Annotated in this window: 20 protein-coding genes; 10 read left to right on the plus strand and 10 right to left on the minus strand. The window is 69.7% G+C overall.

The annotated features are described in order from the left end of the window. The first annotated feature begins 26 nt into the window (after positions 1–26). Positions 27–488 (plus strand): limonene-1,2-epoxide hydrolase family protein, encoded by a 462-nt coding sequence (locus HMPREF9336_RS02930; protein ID WP_007471562.1) that lies wholly within the window; start codon positions 27–29, stop codon positions 486–488. A gap of 21 nt (positions 489–509) precedes the next feature. On the opposite strand, the gene HMPREF9336_RS02935 is transcribed toward HMPREF9336_RS02930, so the two are convergent. The 4 genes from HMPREF9336_RS02935 to HMPREF9336_RS02950 all read right to left on the minus strand — a co-directional run bounded on the left by HMPREF9336_RS02935 (position 510) and on the right by HMPREF9336_RS02950 (position 4,948). Beyond that, entirely contained in the window at positions 510–995 is a 486-nt protein-coding gene (locus HMPREF9336_RS02935) for a hypothetical protein (protein WP_007471561.1), read from the minus strand. A gap of 39 nt (positions 996–1,034) precedes the next feature. Beyond that, positions 1,035–2,381 carry a C2 family cysteine protease gene (locus tag HMPREF9336_RS02940; RefSeq protein WP_007471560.1) on the minus strand — a complete coding sequence of 449 codons (1,347 nt, stop codon included), beginning with the start codon at positions 2,379–2,381 and terminating at the stop codon, positions 1,035–1,037. A 79-nt stretch (positions 2,382–2,460) separates the two neighbouring features. Then, on the minus strand, positions 2,461–3,492 hold the full coding sequence (locus HMPREF9336_RS02945; protein ID WP_007471559.1) for a calpain family cysteine peptidase: 1,032 nt from the start codon (positions 3,490–3,492) through the stop codon (positions 2,461–2,463). A 190-nt stretch (positions 3,493–3,682) separates the two neighbouring features. Next, complete coding sequence (locus HMPREF9336_RS02950; protein WP_007471558.1) at positions 3,683–4,948, minus strand: aspartate kinase; 1,266 nt, start codon at positions 4,946–4,948, stop codon at positions 3,683–3,685. 60 nt (positions 4,949–5,008) lie between these two features. Between HMPREF9336_RS02950 and HMPREF9336_RS02955 the strand changes: the two genes are divergently transcribed. Continuing rightward, on the plus strand, positions 5,009–6,202 hold the full coding sequence (locus HMPREF9336_RS02955) for a hypothetical protein (RefSeq protein ID WP_021029999.1): 1,194 nt from the start codon (positions 5,009–5,011) through the stop codon (positions 6,200–6,202). A 171-nt stretch (positions 6,203–6,373) separates the two neighbouring features. Here the strand turns inward: HMPREF9336_RS02955 and HMPREF9336_RS02960 are convergent, their stop codons facing one another. The 6 genes from HMPREF9336_RS02960 to HMPREF9336_RS02985 all read right to left on the minus strand — a co-directional run bounded on the left by HMPREF9336_RS02960 (position 6,374) and on the right by HMPREF9336_RS02985 (position 10,913). Beyond that, the gene (locus HMPREF9336_RS02960; protein WP_007471556.1) at positions 6,374–6,721 is read right to left on the minus strand and encodes a CD225/dispanin family protein; all 348 of its coding nucleotides are present in this window, start codon (positions 6,719–6,721) and stop codon (positions 6,374–6,376) included. A 91-nt stretch (positions 6,722–6,812) separates the two neighbouring features. After that, the gene (locus tag HMPREF9336_RS02965) at positions 6,813–7,406 is read right to left on the minus strand and encodes a putative glycolipid-binding domain-containing protein (RefSeq protein WP_007471555.1); all 594 of its coding nucleotides are present in this window, start codon (positions 7,404–7,406) and stop codon (positions 6,813–6,815) included. Positions 7,407–7,426: 20 nt separating this feature from the next. Further along, positions 7,427–8,104, minus strand: coding sequence for an ABC transporter permease (locus HMPREF9336_RS02970; RefSeq protein ID WP_007471554.1), 678 nt, complete (start codon positions 8,102–8,104; stop codon positions 7,427–7,429). 4 nt (positions 8,105–8,108) lie between these two features. Further along, on the minus strand, positions 8,109–8,750 hold the full coding sequence (locus tag HMPREF9336_RS02975; protein ID WP_007471553.1) for an ABC transporter permease: 642 nt from the start codon (positions 8,748–8,750) through the stop codon (positions 8,109–8,111). Positions 8,751–8,758: 8 nt separating this feature from the next. Continuing rightward, the gene (locus HMPREF9336_RS02980) at positions 8,759–9,931 is read right to left on the minus strand and encodes an ABC transporter ATP-binding protein (RefSeq protein ID WP_007471552.1); all 1,173 of its coding nucleotides are present in this window, start codon (positions 9,929–9,931) and stop codon (positions 8,759–8,761) included. Positions 9,932–9,968: 37 nt separating this feature from the next. After that, entirely contained in the window at positions 9,969–10,913 is a 945-nt protein-coding gene (locus HMPREF9336_RS02985) for an ABC transporter substrate-binding protein (RefSeq protein WP_007471550.1), read from the minus strand. A gap of 364 nt (positions 10,914–11,277) precedes the next feature. On the opposite strand from HMPREF9336_RS02985, the gene ssd reads away from it, so the two are divergent. The 8 genes from ssd (at position 11,278) to HMPREF9336_RS03025 (ending at position 17,056) form a co-directional block, all read left to right on the plus strand. Continuing rightward, positions 11,278–12,390 (plus strand): septum site-determining protein Ssd, encoded by a 1,113-nt coding sequence (gene ssd, locus HMPREF9336_RS02990; RefSeq protein WP_051357119.1) that lies wholly within the window; start codon positions 11,278–11,280, stop codon positions 12,388–12,390. Further along, a complete protein-coding gene (locus tag HMPREF9336_RS02995) occupies positions 12,387–13,499 on the plus strand; it encodes a TadA family conjugal transfer-associated ATPase (RefSeq protein WP_007471544.1) in 1,113 nt (370 codons plus the stop codon). Before ssd ends, HMPREF9336_RS02995 begins: the two co-directional genes overlap by 4 nt. Beyond that, positions 13,496–14,344: a type II secretion system F family protein gene (locus HMPREF9336_RS03000; RefSeq protein WP_040584934.1), complete on the plus strand. Its 849-nt coding sequence runs from the start codon at positions 13,496–13,498 to the stop codon at positions 14,342–14,344. Before HMPREF9336_RS02995 ends, HMPREF9336_RS03000 begins: the two co-directional genes overlap by 4 nt. Further along, positions 14,341–14,925: a type II secretion system F family protein gene (locus HMPREF9336_RS03005; RefSeq protein ID WP_021030002.1), complete on the plus strand. Its 585-nt coding sequence runs from the start codon at positions 14,341–14,343 to the stop codon at positions 14,923–14,925. The genes HMPREF9336_RS03000 and HMPREF9336_RS03005 overlap by 4 nt, the downstream gene beginning before the upstream one ends. A gap of 47 nt (positions 14,926–14,972) precedes the next feature. Next, on the plus strand, positions 14,973–15,188 hold the full coding sequence (locus HMPREF9336_RS03010; protein WP_007471542.1) for a DUF4244 domain-containing protein: 216 nt from the start codon (positions 14,973–14,975) through the stop codon (positions 15,186–15,188). Then, positions 15,185–15,535: a TadE family type IV pilus minor pilin gene (locus HMPREF9336_RS03015; protein ID WP_007471541.1), complete on the plus strand. Its 351-nt coding sequence runs from the start codon at positions 15,185–15,187 to the stop codon at positions 15,533–15,535. Before HMPREF9336_RS03010 ends, HMPREF9336_RS03015 begins: the two co-directional genes overlap by 4 nt. A 77-nt stretch (positions 15,536–15,612) precedes the next feature. After that, complete coding sequence (locus tag HMPREF9336_RS03020) at positions 15,613–16,029, plus strand: Rv3654c family TadE-like protein (protein ID WP_084206606.1); 417 nt, start codon at positions 15,613–15,615, stop codon at positions 16,027–16,029. Between the two features lie 793 nt (positions 16,030–16,822). Continuing rightward, positions 16,823–17,056 carry a cold-shock protein gene (locus tag HMPREF9336_RS03025; protein WP_007471538.1) on the plus strand — a complete coding sequence of 78 codons (234 nt, stop codon included), beginning with the start codon at positions 16,823–16,825 and terminating at the stop codon, positions 17,054–17,056. Positions 17,057–17,084: the final 28 nt, after the last annotated feature.

A 17,084-nucleotide genomic window follows, 5' to 3' on the forward strand; every position in this document is an offset into this window, starting at 1 on the left:
GCTCCGATTTTGCCATATCATGTGCTATGGCTCTCTCTTCCGGACGGGCTGAAACCCGCGCCCAGCTCAAGGATGTCGTGTTGGACTTCCTCGAGGCTTTGCACAACGACGACCTCCAAACCGCTCTCGATTTGGTCGACGAGCAGATCGAGTACGTCAATGTCTCCGTCTCGCGGACGCGGGGCAAGCGGCGGCTGGCGAAAGGGCTCGAAGCCAGCTCCCGCGTGCTGGGGGGATTCGACGTGCTCCTGGTCAATATCGCGCAGAACGGCGACATCGTGTTGATCGAGCGCTTCGACACGCTCAAGCTCGGCCCGTTGTGGACGAAATTCTGGGTGTTCGGCAGGTTCGAGGTCAAAAACGGCAGGATCACGGTCTGGCGAGACTCCTTCGACCTTTTCAACGTCGCAGTCGGCACGGCGCGGGCCTTCCTCGGCGCGTTGATCCCCGCCCTGCGCCCGAAGCAGACGCACCAGCTAGGACGCTGAGCCTGTGCGCTACGCGGGGGCCTAGGCTGAGGCTCCCTCGTCGCACGCAGACCGCACGGCGGCTGCGAAAGAGCGTTGGAGCTGGTCGTCCTTCGCGAGGATCTGCGCGGCTTTGCCCGCGAGCTGCCGCGCCACAGCCTTGGCGTACAGGCCATGCTGCTGGCGGGTCTCTCGGACTGAGCCGTCCGGCTGGACCTCGAAGCCATGCGCGGCGGCCTCGGCGACGAGGCTGTGCGCTTCGGCCTTGAGCGCCTGGCCCGAGGCGACATAGGCGCTCAGCGGCGCGACGAGGCGCCTCGCCTGCTCGGCGATCTGTTCGGAGTCGTGGGCGTGCGCGCTCGCGAGCGCGCGGGCTTGGCCCGAGGCGGAACCGGTCCAGTCCGCGAGGCCGGGAGCCCTCAACACCGCGTCGGCGTACTGGGCGAGCCCGTCCGCCCGTCTGCTCAACGCCTCAGCTCCCGCCTCCGCTGGCCCGAGGTCCCAATGCAAGATGTCCGTGAAGCTCATGGTGGCTCCGGTCCTCCCTTCGTCCTGTCTCGAATGCGGCTATGCCTGGGTCTGGTCTCCGGCGGGGCCGATGTCGAAATTGCCGATGACGCCGTCGGCCAACACCGTCGCCATGTCGATGGTGACGACGCCGTTCGTGGTGCCCTGCGTGCCGGGGATGCCGGAGTTGGTGCCCCACGGGTTGCGGACGGTGAGCGCGACATTGCCGTTCGCGTCCTTCGCGATGCCCTCGACGGTGTACTCGTGGTCGTGCGCCAGCTTGTCCTGGAACTCCCGGTCCCCGCCCGGAGCCGCCGTGGTTCCCATAGTGACCGGTTGGTGGTTGGCGAGGGCGGCTGCGATCGCGTCGTAGCTGCTCAGCGATGGGGCCGTGTACGTGCCGGTGTGCCCGGTGACGACCGCCATGCCCTGGTCCGACGAGCCGTCCTGCATGATGTGCATGCCCGCGTCCACGGGGTTCGTGGCGCGGTACCACGAGTCGTAGGTGTGGCCGGGGTGATGCGGGTCGGCGCGGGAGCCGTAGTCGTCCTCGTTCATCTTGGCGACCGCGCTCTCCAGCACGGCGGGCCAGATGTACCCCTTGCGGCCGGTGTTGCTGTCGTCGAGGCCGCTCGCGCCGGTGGTGGCGAGGTTCTGCCTGATGTCGTCCTGGGTGACGGTGACGACTTTCGGGGTGATGTGCTGGTTGGTCGTCGGCCACGGGTTGTCGTCCCCGTGCTGCGCGCCGGTCCAGTTCCGCCCGTCGGGGTAGTCGTAGACCTGGACGGTGAAGTTCCCGGTCTTCGGGTCGTAGCTGATGTTCTTCTTGATCAGGTCGGGTTGCGCGTAGGCGACGGCGGCCATCGACGCGTCGAAGTAGCAGTCCCCGATGCCGGACTGATGCACGTCGTTGGCGTTCGGGCCGGTGGTGGCCCAGAGGTTGTCGCCGGTGAAGACGTCTTGGCCCGCTGTGGCCACTGCGCCGCCCAGGATGTCCGAGCCGGTCGTGGTGGCGGTCCCGACCCGGATGTCGGGGTTCCGCGAGGTTTCGGTCGCGCGGACGTCCTCGTCGGACGGGAGGCTTGGCTGGGGCAAGACCTGCGGCGGCTTCGCCTCGGCGAGCTGGTCGGCCTGCAAGTTGTCGGTGGCGGCGTAGGTCCGGGCCGCGCTATCGATACCGTTCACGAGGCGTTCGCCTCGCGTCCGATGCTTGGCCGCTTGGTCCTGCCACTGCTGGAGCAGGTCTGCCCAGGCGGCCGCCGCCTCGCCTCGGAGCGAGGAGGCCACCGCCGCTGCGGTTTGGGACGTGCCGTCGAGGAGGGACTGCGCCTCCGCCTGGGCTTGCTCGAGCTTCTGCGCGCCGACCGCGAGTTGCTCCAAGTCGACCTGCAGCTGGGGTGCGGTCATCGTTCTCCTCCTCCATATGAACGAATACAAACCGGGGCTGCTGTTGCGCGAGCCTCGGGCCTGTGCTTGACGGGCTGGCTTACGCCCCCGGCGCGGGGCCGATGTCGAAACTGCCGATGACTTTGTCCGCGAGCGCCTGCTGGAAGTCCACCACGACGATGCCGGACGAAGGGTCCTGCACGCCTGGGACGCCGTCGTTCACCCCCCACGGATTGCGCACGGTGAGCTGGATCGCGCCGCTTGCGTCTTTCGAGATGGCCATGACCGTGTACTGATGGTTGAGCACAAGCCGGTCCTGAGACAGCCGCCGCGAGGGCGTCGTCCCCATCGTGACCGGACGACGCTCGGCCAGCGCCGAGGCGAGCACGTCGTAGCTCGACAGCGCGGCGGGCGTGTAGGTGCCGGTCTGCCCGGTGATGGTGGCCATGCCCTGATCGACGTCGCCTCCGGACCAGAGCGGATTCACCGGGCTCGCCGCCTCGGCGACTTTCAAGCCCGCTTCGACCGCGCCCGAGGCTCCTTGGGCGTTCGGATGGGTCGGGTAGTTCCCGAAGAGGATCTTCGCGTACGCGGCCTCCATGACGGCGGGCCAGATGTAGCCGGGGATGCCGTCGTCGAGGCTGCTCGCGCCGCCCGCCCGGATGTCGTCCTTGATGTCGTTCTGGGTGACGGTGACCGAGACGGGGACTGCCGCGACCCCGGCGGGCCAGGGGTTCCCGTCGCCGTGCGTGCCGGGAATATAATCGCGGCCCTCGGCGTAGTTATAGAGGCGGACGATGAAATTGCCGGTGGCTTGGTCGAAGTTGATGGCGTTCATGATCCGCTCGGGCTGCGTATGGGCCACGGCGGCCATCGCGGCGTCGAAATAGCAGTCGCCGACGCTGCTCTGGCGGACGTCCTCGGCTCCGGGGCCGGAGCTGGACCAGAGGTTGGCCTCGCTGAAATGGTCCTGGCCGGCGGTGGCGGGCACGCTCACCACGAGGGCGTCGTGCGGCGCGGGCACGTTTCTGATCGCCGCGTCCGCCGGCAGCTTGTCGGCTGCGACGAGGAAGGCGGTGGCGAGGCCTGTCGCTACGACGCAGGCGAGCGTCGATTTTCTAAGCGCAATCATGGTGGATGTGAGCCTAGACGCAAATCGTTTGCAGCGCGCGTCGAGCAACGTTAATTTTTCATTACCGAACTCGCGGCGGGATGATCGGAGACCTGGTCGGGGACGCGAGGGGAGGTTATTTCGCTCACCGCAGCCCAAACCCGGGCCGCGTCTGCGCCCCTCGCCGAGAGAGGCGCAGACGAGCAGGCTCCTAGCGGCCGGTGCCGCCGTAGACGATGGCCTCCTCGTCGCCGCCGAGGTCGAACGCCTCGTGCAGCGCGCGGACCGCGGTGTCGAGCTCCCAATCCCGGCACAGGACCGAGATCCTGATCTCGGACGTGGAGATCAGCTCGATGTTGACCCCGGCCTGGGCGAGCGCCTCGCAGAACGTCGCGGTCACGCCGGGATGGCTGCGCATCCCCGCGCCGACGAGCGAGACTTTGCCGATGTGGTCGTCGTAGAGCAGCTGGCTGAAGCCGATCTCCTGCTGCAGGCTGGAAAGCTTCTCCACAGCGGTCGGTCCGAGCTCGCGCGGCAGCGTGAACGTGATGTCGGTTTTGCCGGTCTCGACTTTCGAGACGTTCTGCAACACCATGTCGATGTTGATCTCGGCGTCCGCGACGGCCCGGAAGACCCGAGCGGCGTAGCCGGGCTCGTCGGACAGGCCGACCACGGTCACTTTCGCTTCGCTTCGGTCATGGGCGACGCCGGTGAGCAGGGCTTCTTCCACAGGAATGTCCTCCATCGATCCTTGAATGATGGTGCCCTCGTGATGGGAGAACGAGGAACGGACCCGGATGGGCACGTTGTAACGGCGGGCGTATTCCACGCACCGCAGCATGAGCACTTTCGCGCCGCACGCGGCGAGTTCGAGCATTTCCTCGAAGGAAAGCGACTCGAGGCGCTTCGCGTCGCGCACGATGCGCGGGTCCGCCGTGAACACGCCTTCCACGTCGGTGTAGATCTCGCAGACGTCCGCTCCGAGCGCGGCGGCGAGCGCCACCGCCGTGGTGTCCGAGCCGCCCCGGCCGAGCGTGGTGACGTCTTTGCTGTCCTGGCTCACGCCCTGGAACCCCGCGACGATGACGATGCTGCCCTCGGCGAGCGCCGCCTGCACCCTGCCGGGGGTGACGTCGATGATCTTGGCGTTGCCGTGGGAGCTGGTCGTGATCACCCCGGCCTGCGAGCCGGAGAAGGAACGCGCGTCGGCTCCGAGGGAGTGGATCGCCATGGCGACGAGCGAGTTGGAGATCCGCTCGCCCGCGGTGAGGAGCATGTCAAGCTCGCGCGGGGGCGGCGCGGGGCAGACCTGCTTGGCGAGGTCGAGGAGCTCGTCGGTCGTGTCGCCCATGGCGGAGACGACGACCACCACGTCGTTGCCCGCTCGTTTGGTCGCAACGATCCGCTCGGCGACACGGCGGATATGTTCGGCGGTCGCCACCGAGGAGCCGCCGTATTTCTGGACTACGAGTGCCATGTTCCGTTTCCGCTTGTCCGGGCGCGCGCTGGTCCTGCCCGTTGGTTGTCGTTGTTTACCATGCAGTGCGTGACACTAACACTGGATGCTCCGGCTCCCGTCGACGAGGTCGTCGCCGAACCGGGCGCGAAGGCCGTGCGCAGGCGCAGGCTTCCTGGCTGGGTCGTGCCGGTGCTGCTGTTCCTCGTGGCCAGGGCGGTCGGCATGTTGCTCATGGCGCGGATCGCCTCGCTGCGGGGGTGGACGCTTGTGAGCAGGCTGACGGAGTGGGACGGGCGTTGGTTCGTCTCGCTCGCGCAGTACGGCTATGAGAACCTGCCCGCGGGCCTGTATGACGCGCACTACCATCGGGACGCGTTCACCGGGTACGCGTTCTTCCCCGGCTATCCCGCGCTCATCAGCCTGTTCTCCCAGCTCCCGTGGGTGACTCCGGCTGCGGCTGCGGTGGGGATCAGCGTGGTGGCGAGCCTGTTCGCGGCGGTCGCGGTCGCGCGTCTCGGCGAGGCGTGCGGCGGGCGGCGGACGGGACTTTTGCTCGTCGTGCTTTTCGCCGCCGCGCCGATGGGCGTGGTGCTCTGGATGGCGTACTCCGAAGCGTTGTTCTGCGCGTTGGCGGCCTGGACGTTGGTCGGGGTGCTCGAGCGGCGGTGGCTGCTCGCAGGCGTCTGCGCGTTCGGGGCCGGCCTGGTGCGCCCGACCGCCCTTGCGGTGTCCGCCGTGCTGATCGTCGCGGTGCTCGTCAACGGGCGGCGCGATGGGGCGCGCGCCTGGTTCGCAGCCGTCGTGGCCCCGTTGGGCATGGCCGGCTACATCGCGTGGGTGAGCGTGCGCACTCACGATGTGGCCGGGTGGTTCGAAGTGCAGCGCAGAGGCTGGGGGACCACGACCGACTTCGGAAAAGCCACGCTGGTCTACCTCAACGCGGTGCTGGTCGAAGGCAGGGAGATCGTGGACGCGGGCACGGCTTTGATCTTGATCGCGGCCTTCGTGCTGCTGGTCGTGCTCGTGGCGCAGCGCTGGCCGTGGGAACTCAAGCTCTACGGCGTGCTCATGTTCGCCTCCACCGCGACCTCGGCGGGGCTGATGCATTGCAGGCCGAGACTGCTGCTTCCGGTCTTCGTGCTTGCCTTGCCGCTCGCCAAAGCGCTGACGCAGACGCGTCCTCGGACGCAATGGCTGGTCGGCGCGGCGGCGGTCCTGCTGTCCGCCTGGTTCGGCGCGTATATGGTCGCGATCTACCCGCATTCGATCTAGCCGCGCCAGGCCCGCGCTCAGCGGCGGGAGTGATCGAATACGGGCAGAGGCTGGCGAGCTGTGTTGTTTTGGTCGCTCCGGCCTCGTGCCTCGGCCTGCGCTCCTGTCCCGCATTCGACCGAGCCGCGCCAGAGGACGAGAGCGGGCCGATCGAATACGGGGCTGCGCGCTTTAGTGGGAGGGGATGGAGGAGACCGCCGCCGCGATCACGCCGACGTAGCTGACGCAGCCGAGCACGAGCAGCCCCAGTCCGATCCACAGCGCCAGGCTGCCGTACTTCTTCGCGTCGGCGGAGGCTTTCTCCGCTCCGGCGTAGTCGCCCAAGCGCCAGAGGACTTCGACCTTGGAGGAGGAGAAGAACGCGGCGAGCGCGAGCGGGAGCAGGAAGAACGCGCCTGCGATCGCCCAGCCGAGGTTGTTCGGCGGCGGGGTGTTCGGAGGGGAGGCGGACGCGTGCGACGGCGTGGCGGGCCGGTTCGGGTCGATGGTCGGGAACTGTTCGCTCGATGGGTACGTCATCGTGGGTGTTTTGCCTTTCGTCCTGCTGTTTCGGCCCAGCTTACCGCGTGATCACCGCGCCGCCGCGCGATGATCAAACGCCGCGCGATGATCAAACCCGGCGGGCGAGCCCTGGGTAGTCGAGGATGAAGCCGTCCGAGTCGATGGTGATCACGCTCTCGGAGACCGGCGAGACGACGCGGATGCCGACGGGGTCTGCGCGGTATTGCAGCGTGACCTCGGAGACCTCGAGCTCGGGGAGCCGCAGGTACATCACCGGCACGTCGATGTCCCGCGCCTGCAGGTGCAGTCCGAGGCGGCGCAGCAGCAGGGTGTTGAAGAAGGACGAGCGCTCCATGTCCACGTCCAGCGCGCCGTTGAACCCGGACTTGACCACGCTGCCGAGCGTGTGCACGAGCCAATTGCCCTCCGTGTCCCTGGTGACCGACACCTGCCGGTCGCCGCCCGCGCGCAGCACGCTCACGGAGAGGCGCTGGGCTCCCCCTTCCTCGTCGGTGACCAGGTCGTACGAAGCGGAGAAGGCTTCGTGGTCGGCGGTCGCCGCGGAGATGATCCGCCCGTACGCGCGGATGCGGTTGCCCGCGAGATTCACGCGGGCGGACTCCAGCTGCGTGGCCGTGTGGCCGTTCCAGGTCAGCATCGTCGGCCACGATTTCGGGCCGGAGGTCGGGTCGGGGACGCTCATATCCCCTGACTTTAGCGTGGCTACCGTCTCCGAGCAGCGCTGGCCCGCACCGCCCACGAGAGCGCCGCGTCCAACAGGAGCGTGAGCGCTGTCACGAGGGCCGCTCCGGCTAAGACCTGGTCGTATCGGCGCAACTGCACGCCTTCGATGAGGATGGTGCCCAAGCCGCCAAGTCCGGCGTACGCCGCCACGGTGGCAGTCGCCACGACCTGCATGGTCGCGCCGCGCAGCCCGTCGAGGACGAGCGGGAGCGCCAACGGGAGCTGCACGCGCAAAAGCACGTCCCGCCGGGGCATGCCGATGGCGTGGGCCGCGTCCACGACCTTGGCTTCGACGTTCGAGATTCCCGCGTACGTCCCGGCCAGCACCGGGGCGGCGGCGAGGAGGGTCAGCGCCAGGATCGGCGGCGTGTAGCCGATGCCGAGGACGAGCAGCGCGAGAAGCAGCACCCCGAGCGTCGGGATGGAGCGCAGGGTGTTCACGGCTCCGACCACCAGCGCTCCGCCCTTCCCTGTGTGCCCCACCACCAAGCCCAGCGGCACCGCGACCAGTGCGGCGAGCCCCACGGCGAGCACGGTGTACGCGAGGTGCTGGAAGAGCAGCGCGGGAATGCTGGCCCCGCTCCACCAATCCTGCGGGATTTGCCAGCGTTTCGGCTCGGCGAGATAACGCCAGGCGAGGAGGATCCAATGCGCCACGTGCTTACCTCCGTCCCGGACGGGCCCAGGGGGTGAGCGCTCTGCCGATCAGGACGAGGGCGAGGTCCACGGCCAGCGCGAGGACGAGGACCAGGACGATCCCCGCCACGATCACATCGGGGTAGTTGCGCTGGTAGCCGCTGAGGAAGAGCTGCCCGAGCCCGCCGACCCCGATGACCGAGCCGACCGCCACCATGGAGATGTTCGCGGCGGCGACCACTCTGAGGTTCGCGACGAGCACCGGGGCCGCGAGCGGAAGGTCGACTCTCACCAGTCTCGCCGCCGGGGCCCAGCCGATCGCGTCCGCGGCTTCGAGCACGTGCCTGTCCACCGCGGCCAAGGCTTCGGGGATCGCCTTGACCTGCATGGCGACCGTGTAGAGGGTGAGCGCGACGACGACGTTGAGCGGGCTGAGGAAGCCGAAGCCGAGCACGCCGGGCAAGACCGCGAAGAGCGCGAGCGACGGGATGGTGTAGACGATGTTGCTGAGCGCGTCCGACGTCCGTCTGAGCCACGGCCTGCGGGCGACCGCGACGCCGACCGGCAGCGCGACCACGACGCCGATGACCAGCGGCAGCAGGGAGAGCCATGCGTGCTCCCACGCCATCGGCCACGCCTTCCCCCAATGGTGCACGAGCCAGTTCATCGCAGCCCCTACGCCTTAGAGCCGCCCGGGCTCTCCGCCCAGCGGTGGTCCTCGTACTCCTGCCGTCCGGCCCCAGCGAGGTCGAGCACTTGGCGCGGGTCCACGCCGCCGATGAACGAGCCCGCCTCGTCCACGGCCACGCCGAGGCCGGAGGGGGAGGACAGCGCGGCGTCGAGCGCTTGGCGCAGACTGTCCTGCGGGCGGAACAGCGATCCGCCGGCGGTGAGGCTCTCCTCCAGGCTCGCGCCGTTGGCGAACGCGCGCAGACCGTGGTCGTTGATCCAGCCGAGCGGCTCCCCGGACTGGCGCACCACCAACCGCCACGCTTCGGGCTCAAGGCGCAGCCGGGCGAGATCCTCCTCCGCCACGGTGTCGAGCGGGATCAGCTCCACGCCGCGCGCCGGGTCGAAGCCCAACGCGCGGTAGCCTCGGTCGCGTCCGATGAACGACTCGACGAACTCGTCCGCGGGCGAGGTCAGCAGCAGGTCGGGGGCGGCGTACTGGCGGAGCTTGCCGCCGGGCCCGAACACCGCGATCCGGTCGCCGAGCAGCAGCGCCTCGTCGATGTCGTGGGTGACGAAGACGATGGTCTTCTTCAACTCCGCCTGCAGCGTCTTCATCTGCGCCTGCAAGCTGTCCCGGACCATGGGGTCCACGGCGGAGAACGGCTCGTCCATCAGCATGACCGGCGGGTCCGCCGCGAGCGCGCGGGCCACGCCGACCCGTTGCGCCTGGCCGCCCGAGAGCTGGCCGGGATAGCGGGTCGCGAGGCTCTGGTCGAGCCCGACCCGGTCCAACAGCTCCAGTGCGGCAGAGCGCGCGTCGCGTTTCGGGGTTCCGTTGAGGATGGGGACGGTCGCGATGTTGTCCGCCACGGTCCGGTGCGGCAAAAGGCCCGCGTGCTGGAGCACGTAGCCGATGCCTCGGCGCAGCTTCACCGGGTCCAGCTCGCGCACGTCCTTCCCGCCGACCTGCACGTTGCCGTCGGTGGGCTCCACCAGGCGGTTGATCATCCGCATCGACGTGGTCTTCCCGCACCCGGACGGGCCGACGAACACGGTGAAGGAGCCTTCGGGGATGGCGAGGTCGAGGTCCTGCACGGCTTGCGTGCCGTCGGGGAAGCGGACGGAAACGGACTCGAACTCGATGGCGCTTTGTTTCGGCGTGTCCGCCTCGGGCATATCCGTGCTGTTCCTCACTGTGCGTTTTTCCGGGCTTTCAGTTGCCGACGAGCGGGCGGTCCAGTCCGTGCGCTTTGAGCCATCCTGCGGCGGCCTCCTCGGGCTCTTGCCCCCCGTCCCCGGAGATCGCCCGGTTGATCTGGGCCAAATCCTCGGTGGTGAGCTGAGCGGACACCGCGTCGAGCACGCGGCGCAGCTTGGGCGTGTCCTTGCGCGCGCTCACGATCGGCACGACATTGTTCGGCGGGAAGAGCCCCTTGGGGTCGGCGAGCGCCACGAGGTCGCCCTCGGCGAGCGCCGGAGTGGTGGTGTAGACGTCGGCCCCTTGGACCTGGCCTTCGCGCAGGGCTTTGATCGTGGCAGGCCCGCTGGAGTCGTTGATCGGGACGAAATGATCCGCAGGGACGCTGATGCCGTAGATCTCCTGCAGGCCCGCGAGGCCCTGCGAGCGCTGGCGGAATTCCGCGTTGCCCGCCACTTTGAACTCCGAGGCGTGCGGAGCCAGGTCCGCGATGGAGGCCAGGCCCCAGCTCTGCGCGAGTTTTTTCGTGACGGTGATGCTGTCCGTGTTGGACGCGGGGGCCGGGGCGTACGCGACGAGCTTGACGGCGGCGAGCGCCTGGTCCAGCTCGGCTTTGATTTGCTCCGCCGTGGCGGCCTTGGTGTTCTGGCTCAAATAGTGCAGGAGGTTGCCGGTGTACTCGGGGACCACGCTGATCTGGCCCGCGCTCAAGGCGGGGATGTAGCCCTCGCGCTGCCCGACGCCTTGTTTGCCGCCCGCGTGGAAGCCGTTGGCGCGCAACGCCAAGATGTAGATGTCGGCGACGGCCTCCGACTCCGGGATGGCCGCCGACCCGACGACGACGGTGTTCGGGTCCGGATCCGCGCCGGTGTCGGTCGAGAACGGATCGGACGAGCCGCATGAGGCGCTGAGGATTCCCAGCGCGGCGGAGAGCGCCGTCAGGCGGATCCACGATCGCATGGCGGTGTCCTTCCTGGTCTGCCGCCGAGGCTGCATGAACGATACACCTCAACAGTTTGCGGGATTCGCGAGTGAATGTGTAGTATATAAGCACCCCGGACTCGATTCCGGGGGCGCTCAGCCTGACCCCCCGGGGCTGAGCGCGACGGCCCTAGTATCCCTCCCCCACGAACACGCTGGGGCCGTCCTATGTCTTCTCCCGGTTGGCCCATCTCCGCTCGTCCCCTTGGGCGGTTTCGCGCGCGGCGCGCGCTTTTCCGACCGAGCGGCGCGCGAGCCATCCTCCTGTGGAGAACGAGAACACTTATCCACAAATCCCCGAAACGGACCTCGGCGCTCCTGCGCGGGCGCAAGCATGGAACCCATGAGATTGTTCCGAGAAGCAGGCGTCCGAGACAGGCGCGGTCAGCGCGCCTCGGCTCCAGAAGTCCTCGTCGCGGTCGCCGACCCTGTGCTCGCCGAACATGTGCGGCAGGTGGTCGCCGCGTCCGGCCGCGGCCTCGTGGAGGACTCGCCCCCGTTCGACCGGCGGCTTTGGCGCACGGCGGGCTTGGTGGTGATGGACGAGCACGCGGCGCGGTGGTGCGCGGCGGAGCATCTCGCGCGGGACGGGGCCACCGCGCTCGTTTTCGCGGGAGTCGCGCCGCAATCGGGCTGGCAGTTGGCCGTCCACGCGCGGGCGGGCCATGTCCTCGCCCTGCCCGAGCAGGAGCGCGAGTTGGTGCGGGTGGTCGGCGAGGCGGTCGAGCGCCGGGTCGGCGCGGGACGGATCGTCGCGATCATCGGGGCGAGGGGCGGCGCGGGGGTTTCCACCTTGGTCGCCTCGGTCGCCCTGGTCGCGGCCCGCGCGGGGAACCGCTCGCTCGCCGTCGACCTCGATCCGCTCGGCGGCGGGCTCGACGTGGTCCTCGGCATGGAGCGAGAACCGGGCTTGCGCTGGGGAGATCTTTCCCTCTCTGGGGGGAGGGTGTCGGCGGCGGCCCTGCACGAGGCGTTGCCGAGCCGCGCGGGCAGGCTCTCCGTGCTCGGCGCGGGGGGAGACAACCCGTGCCGGGTGGGGGCGGAGGCGACGCTCGCGGTGCTCGACAGCGCGCGCTCGGCGGGCGACACGGTCGTCGTCGACCTCCCCCGGCACTGGGGGGAGCTGCAGCAAGCGGTGCTGGAGACGGCGGATTCGGCGGTTCTGGTCATACCCGCCGAGCTGCGGGCGATCACGGCGGGGCGCTCGCTCGCAGCGATGGCAGCCGAGCTTTGCGCGACGCTGGGCGCAGTGGTGCGCGGCCCGTCTCCTGGGGGGCTGCGAGCCGCGCGGGTCGCGGCGGAAGCCGGGGTCCCGCTGCTCGCGTCGATGCATCACGAGCATTCGATCGCGGTCGGCGTGGAACGGGGCGGGCTGGTCCTGCGGAGCCGGTCGAGCGTGCTGCGGGCCGCGGAGGCGGTGCTCGGTTGCCGCCGCGCGAAGGCGGCGAGGCGATGAGGACGATGACCGCCCCGGTGATCGAGCGGGTGCGCGAGCGCCTCGCCAGGCGCGGCGGCGTGGTCACCCACGAAGTGCTCGCCCAGGCGGTCCGGGCGGAAGCGGGCGGTTTGCTCGGCGACACCGACGTCCTCGAAGCCTTGCGGGCGTTGCGGGTCGAGTTCCTCGGCGCGGGGCCGCTTGAGGAGCTGCTCGCGGAGCCGGATCTGTGCGACATCCTGGTCAACGGGCCGGACCAAGTCTGGGCCGACCGAGGCCAAGGCCTGGTCCGCTCCTCGCTCTCCTTCGCCGACGAGGCGGCGGTGCGCCGGTTGGCCTGCCGATTGGCGCTTTCCGCGGGCAGACGCCTCGACGAGGCGCAGCCGTTCGTCGACGGCAGGCTGCCCGGTTTCGGGCATCGGGGTTGCGACGTGCGATTGCACGCGGTGCTGCCGCCGCTCGCGGTTCGTGGCACGGCAATCGCGCTGCGGGTGCTCCGCCCCGCCACGCAGCGCCTCGACGAGCTTGTCGCGCGGGGCTCTGTGCGAGCGGAGGCGGCGGAGCTCGCGCGTCGCGCGGTCGCCGAGCGGCATTCGTTCTTGGTGACCGGAAGCACCGGGTCGGGCAAGACCACGCTGCTCTCCGCGCTCTTGGCCGAGGTGAGCCCGCAGGAGCGGATCGTGCTGGTGGAGGATTCGCCGGAGCTCGCCCCGGCGCACCCGCATGTGGTGTCGCTCGTCGCGCGCAAGCCGAACGTCGAGGGCGCGGGCGAGGTCACGGTCCGCGAGCTGGTGCGGCAGACCCTTCGGATGCGGCCAGACCGAGTCGTCGTCGGCGAGGTGCGCGGAGCCGAGGTCGTTGATCTGCTCTCCGCGCTCAACACCGGGCACGACGGAGGGGCCGGCACGGTGCACTGCAATTCCCCGAACGAGCTGCCCGCCAGGCTCGAAGCGCTCGCAGCCATGGGCGGTTTGGACCGTCAAGGCCTGCATGGCCAGCTCGAAGCCGCCGTTCGTCTCGTTTTCCACATGCGCAGGGAGCCTTCCGGCGCGCGGACCCTCGCGCAGATCGCGCGCCTCGACCGTCGAGACGGCGTGGTCGTCGCCCGAGAGCTGTGGTCGGCGCGATGACAGTCCTTCCGGTGCTGCTGTGCGCGTGCGCGCTCGGGATGTGGCCGTCGGCGGCCTGCGCGGGCCGAGCGCGCGGGCTCCGGCTCGGTCGGCGCGCGCCTCGCAGGGTCCGCTCGGCTGCGGGTTTCGCGCGCCGTCTCGAACAGATGTGGTGGGTTCCAGGGGGAGCGCTGCTCCTCGTGCGGCCTTGGCTCGGCTTCGCGGCCCTGCTGATCGCGGCGAGCGCGCGGACAGCGTGGCGCGCCCGTCGCGCCCGTGTCCGGGAGCGGGAGCACGCGGCTGCGCTGCAGGCCGCGCTGATGGCCGTGGTGGACGAGCTCCGAGTCGGCGCGCATCCGGCCTATGCGTTCGCCTCGGCGGCGGGCGAGCGCGCTTTGTCCGCGACTCCCGGCGGAAAGGAAGTCGCGCAGACCATGCGGGAAGCAGCCGCTCGGGCCCGCCTCGGCGGCGACGTCGGCGAGGGGCTGCGCCGCCGGGCTGGCATGGCCCGGCGCGACGGCCTCGACTCCGGCGGGGCGTTGTGGGACCGGCTCGCTGTTTGTTGGGAGCTGTCGCACTGGGAAGGCGTGCCGATGGCCCAGGTGTTGTTCGCGGCGAGGACGGATGTGGTGGAACGGATCCGGTTCGGCGAACGGACGGACGCGGCGCTCGCGGGCGCGCGTTCCACGGCGAGGATCCTCTCGGGGCTTCCGGCGCTGTGCGCGCTGTTGGGCGAGGCGGTCGGGGCGAGGCCGGTCCAGGTGCTGCTTTCCGGGCCCGGATCGCTCCTGCTGCTGCTCGGATGCGGTTTCGCGTGCGCGGGCGTCGGCTGGTCCAGGCGGATCACATCGGGGGTGGGCCGATGATGTGGCTGCTCGCTTGGGCAGGCGCGGCGGCGAGTCTGGCGCTGGCGCTGCTCGCCGCGCCGGATCCGCAGCTTTGGTTGTCTCGGACGCGCCCGCCCGCCGACGCGCTCGCCCGCTCCGCTGCGACGGCGAAGCGCCCGGACCCGCTCGCGCTGGCCGCGAGCTGCGACCTTTTCGCGGTCAGCCTCCGAGCTGGTTTGCCGACGCCTGTCGCTCTGCGGGCTGTGGCGCGCACGGCCCCGGAGCCGTGCGCTTCGGCGTTGGCGAAAGCAGCCCACTCGCTCGCGTTGGGCGCGGAGCCGCAAACGGCTTGGGCGGAGGCCGAGGAGCTGCCAGCCACAGCGGCGCTCGCGCGAATGGCCAAGCGATCCGCCCGGAGCGGGACCGCGCTGGCGGACGGCCTGGTCGAGCTCGCGACGACTGAGCGCGCCGAAGCGCTCGACCGCGCGACAGCCGGTGCGGGCCGGGCCGGGGTGCTGCTCGCCGGCCCGCTCGGACTGTGCTTTCTGCCCGCGTTCCTCTGTCTGGGCGTGATCCCCGTGATCATCGGCCTGGGCTCGGGGGTGTTCGGGGATGGGTGATGAGGCTTCCGCTCGAAAGCCGGGCGGACGAGAGGGAAGGAGGCCGCATGTGGTGGTCGAAACTGAAACAACAAGGGGTCGTGCTGGTCAGTCGGGTGCTCTTGCTCAGCAGGAACGAGGAAGGGATGAGCACCGTGGAATACGCAATAGGGACAGTGGCCGCCGCCGCGTTCGGGGCGGTCTTGTACACCGTGGTGACCGGCGGCTCCGTGGCCTCGTTCCTGCAAAAGATCATCGAGAAAGCGCTCACGACCGGGGTGTGACCCCTCGCTTCCTCGGAAGCGAGGCGGGCATGGTGACCGTGGAGAGCGCGATCGGCCTCGCCTCGATCCTGTTCGTGCTCTTCGGCTCGGCGCTCGCCTTGCTCGCGGTCGGGGACCACATCCGCTGCGTGGACGCCGCGCGGGAGGCCGCCCGGTTGGCGGCGAGGGGAGATCTGGGGCACGCGCGGTCCACCGCGCAGCGGATTGGGCCGCGCGGCGCGGAGATCAGCATTGACGAGGGCGCTGACTCGGTCGTCGCCACCGTGACGTTCAAGGCCCCGTTGTTGGCCTCGGTCGATCTCGGCGCGCAAGCGGTCGCGGCCATCGAGCCGGTGGCCGGTCCATGAGCTTTTCGTCGCACAGACGGCGATCCCTTGCGCTGTCCCCCGCTCGGGGATCTCGTGGGCCCCGCCCCCGGCGCACCATGTCGCGGTGCGCCTTGGATCTCGTCCACTTGGCGCAATGGGGGGCCAGACGGTTGCGGTGCGAACGAGGCTCGGCGACGGTGGTCAGCGCTTTCCTGATTGCGGCGCTCGTCGCGTTCGCCGTTCTGGTCGGTTGGGTCGGAGCCGCTGTGTCGGCGAGGCACCAGGCGCAGTCGAAGGCGGACCTCGCGGCGTTGGCGGGAGCCTTTCGGGCGTTGGACGGGGAGCGGTCGGCGTGCGAGGCCGCGCGCGGCCTCGTCGGCCGGTCCTCGGGGCGGCTTGTGTCGTGCCGGCTGGTCGACCTCGACGTCCTCGTCGTCGTCGAGGTCGACGCGGCGGCGGCCGGTTTCTCGTTCGGTCCGGCGCGGGCGGAGGCTCGCGCCGGACCTGCGACAGAGGCTGGTTCGGGCGGCTGAGCCCCGTATGGCGCGAACCAGGGTTCTGCCCCGCGTCCGTTCCGCCGGACCCCGGAAGCTGCGCGCTCGGATCAGAAGGGCGCGTACCGGCAAGGGATACGGAGCCCAGCATCATGGCCGGCACGAAGCGCTGCGCGCTGGTCGTCGTCTCCTCGGCGAGCTGCGCCTGTCGCCGAACTGCTGGCCAAACCCGAAGCCGAGACCTGCGCGTACCGCGAAGCGGCGCTGCCCTTGGCCGAGTCTTGTCCGTTCAAGACGCGCTTCTTGCTCCCGAGCCGGTGCGGAAGCGCCGAGCCCCGCCGGGCTGTTCCAGCTCGCGGAGAACCCTTCGCAGCTGCCGAAGTCGCAGCTGTTGCCGCCACGGGGAGGCCGGCGTGCTGGACGACGACGGCGACGTGAGCATCCCCGGAGGGACGTGAGCATCCCTGGAGAGCTGAACCGCCTGGAGTGTTTGCCGGACCAGGCGGTGGCCGAGGCCGGGTTCGCTGTGATCGCCGCAACGGTTCCGGCCTGGCTGTTCCTTCCGTCGAACTCAGGGGTCGGCCTCGCGGCCGAGGGATCTGCGGACGGTGGGCTTCCAGACGGTCGGCCTTCGGGCAGCTGTCGGCGAATAAGCCTCGACCTGCGCGCGAACAGGGCGGCTGTTGGTGCGCGACAGATCCTCCGACCGGCGCGCCGCTGGCAGCGATTTCAGGACTCCAACGTTCAATGTGGTGTGCTCTCGACGAGATGTGCTCTACTACTTGAACGAGAACACGCCCGCCCGACGTACCGGCAAGGAGGAATTTCGGCTATGGCACTGGGAACCGTGCAGTGGTTCGACCCCGAGAAAGGTTTCGGGTTCATCGCTCCTGACGACGGTTCCGCCGAGGTGTTCGTCCGGTACACCGCCATTGAGGGCAGAGGCTTTCGGAAGTTGGTCGAGAGCCAGAAAGTGGAGTTCGAGACCGCGCTGATCGGAAAGGATCTGCACGCCACCGCCGTGCGCGCGGTGGAGGAGGCTCCGCTCCCCAACCAGGGACAGTGATGTTCCGGCTAGGCTGGCACGCCAGGTC

This window comes from Segniliparus rugosus ATCC BAA-974 (genome assembly GCF_000185725.2).
GTDB lineage: Bacteria > Actinomycetota > Actinomycetes > Mycobacteriales > Mycobacteriaceae > Segniliparus > Segniliparus rugosus.

Bases quoted from the DNA above. Each gene is read 5' to 3' on its own strand.
- HMPREF9336_RS02940 (WP_007471560.1), bottom strand. From the start codon at position 2,381: ATGACCGCACCCCAGCTGCAGGTCGACTTGGAGCAACTCGCGGTCGGC.
- HMPREF9336_RS03010 (WP_007471542.1), top strand. From the start codon at position 14,973: ATGTGGTGGTCGAAACTGAAACAACAAGGGGTCGTGCTGGTCAGTCGG.
- HMPREF9336_RS02935 (WP_007471561.1), bottom strand. From the start codon at position 995: ATGAGCTTCACGGACATCTTGCATTGGGACCTCGGGCCAGCGGAGGCG.
- HMPREF9336_RS02965 (WP_007471555.1), bottom strand. From the start codon at position 7,406: ATGAGCGTCCCCGACCCGACCTCCGGCCCGAAATCGTGGCCGACGATG.
- HMPREF9336_RS03025 (WP_007471538.1), top strand. From the start codon at position 16,823: ATGGCACTGGGAACCGTGCAGTGGTTCGACCCCGAGAAAGGTTTCGGG.
- HMPREF9336_RS02980 (WP_007471552.1), bottom strand. From the start codon at position 9,931: ATGCCCGAGGCGGACACGCCGAAACAAAGCGCCATCGAGTTCGAGTCC.
- HMPREF9336_RS03005 (WP_021030002.1), top strand. From the start codon at position 14,341: ATGATGTGGCTGCTCGCTTGGGCAGGCGCGGCGGCGAGTCTGGCGCTG.
- HMPREF9336_RS03020 (WP_084206606.1), top strand. From the start codon at position 15,613: ATGTCGCGGTGCGCCTTGGATCTCGTCCACTTGGCGCAATGGGGGGCC.
- HMPREF9336_RS03000 (WP_040584934.1), top strand. From the start codon at position 13,496: ATGACAGTCCTTCCGGTGCTGCTGTGCGCGTGCGCGCTCGGGATGTGG.
- HMPREF9336_RS02945 (WP_007471559.1), bottom strand. From the start codon at position 3,492: ATGATTGCGCTTAGAAAATCGACGCTCGCCTGCGTCGTAGCGACAGGC.
- ssd (WP_051357119.1), top strand. From the start codon at position 11,278: ATGAGATTGTTCCGAGAAGCAGGCGTCCGAGACAGGCGCGGTCAGCGC.
- HMPREF9336_RS02960 (WP_007471556.1), bottom strand. From the start codon at position 6,721: ATGACGTACCCATCGAGCGAACAGTTCCCGACCATCGACCCGAACCGG.
- HMPREF9336_RS02930 (WP_007471562.1), top strand. From the start codon at position 27: ATGGCTCTCTCTTCCGGACGGGCTGAAACCCGCGCCCAGCTCAAGGAT.
- HMPREF9336_RS02975 (WP_007471553.1), bottom strand. From the start codon at position 8,750: ATGAACTGGCTCGTGCACCATTGGGGGAAGGCGTGGCCGATGGCGTGG.
- HMPREF9336_RS02955 (WP_021029999.1), top strand. From the start codon at position 5,009: ATGCAGTGCGTGACACTAACACTGGATGCTCCGGCTCCCGTCGACGAG.
- HMPREF9336_RS02995 (WP_007471544.1), top strand. From the start codon at position 12,387: ATGAGGACGATGACCGCCCCGGTGATCGAGCGGGTGCGCGAGCGCCTC.
- HMPREF9336_RS02985 (WP_007471550.1), bottom strand. From the start codon at position 10,913: ATGCGATCGTGGATCCGCCTGACGGCGCTCTCCGCCGCGCTGGGAATC.
- HMPREF9336_RS02950 (WP_007471558.1), bottom strand. From the start codon at position 4,948: ATGGCACTCGTAGTCCAGAAATACGGCGGCTCCTCGGTGGCGACCGCC.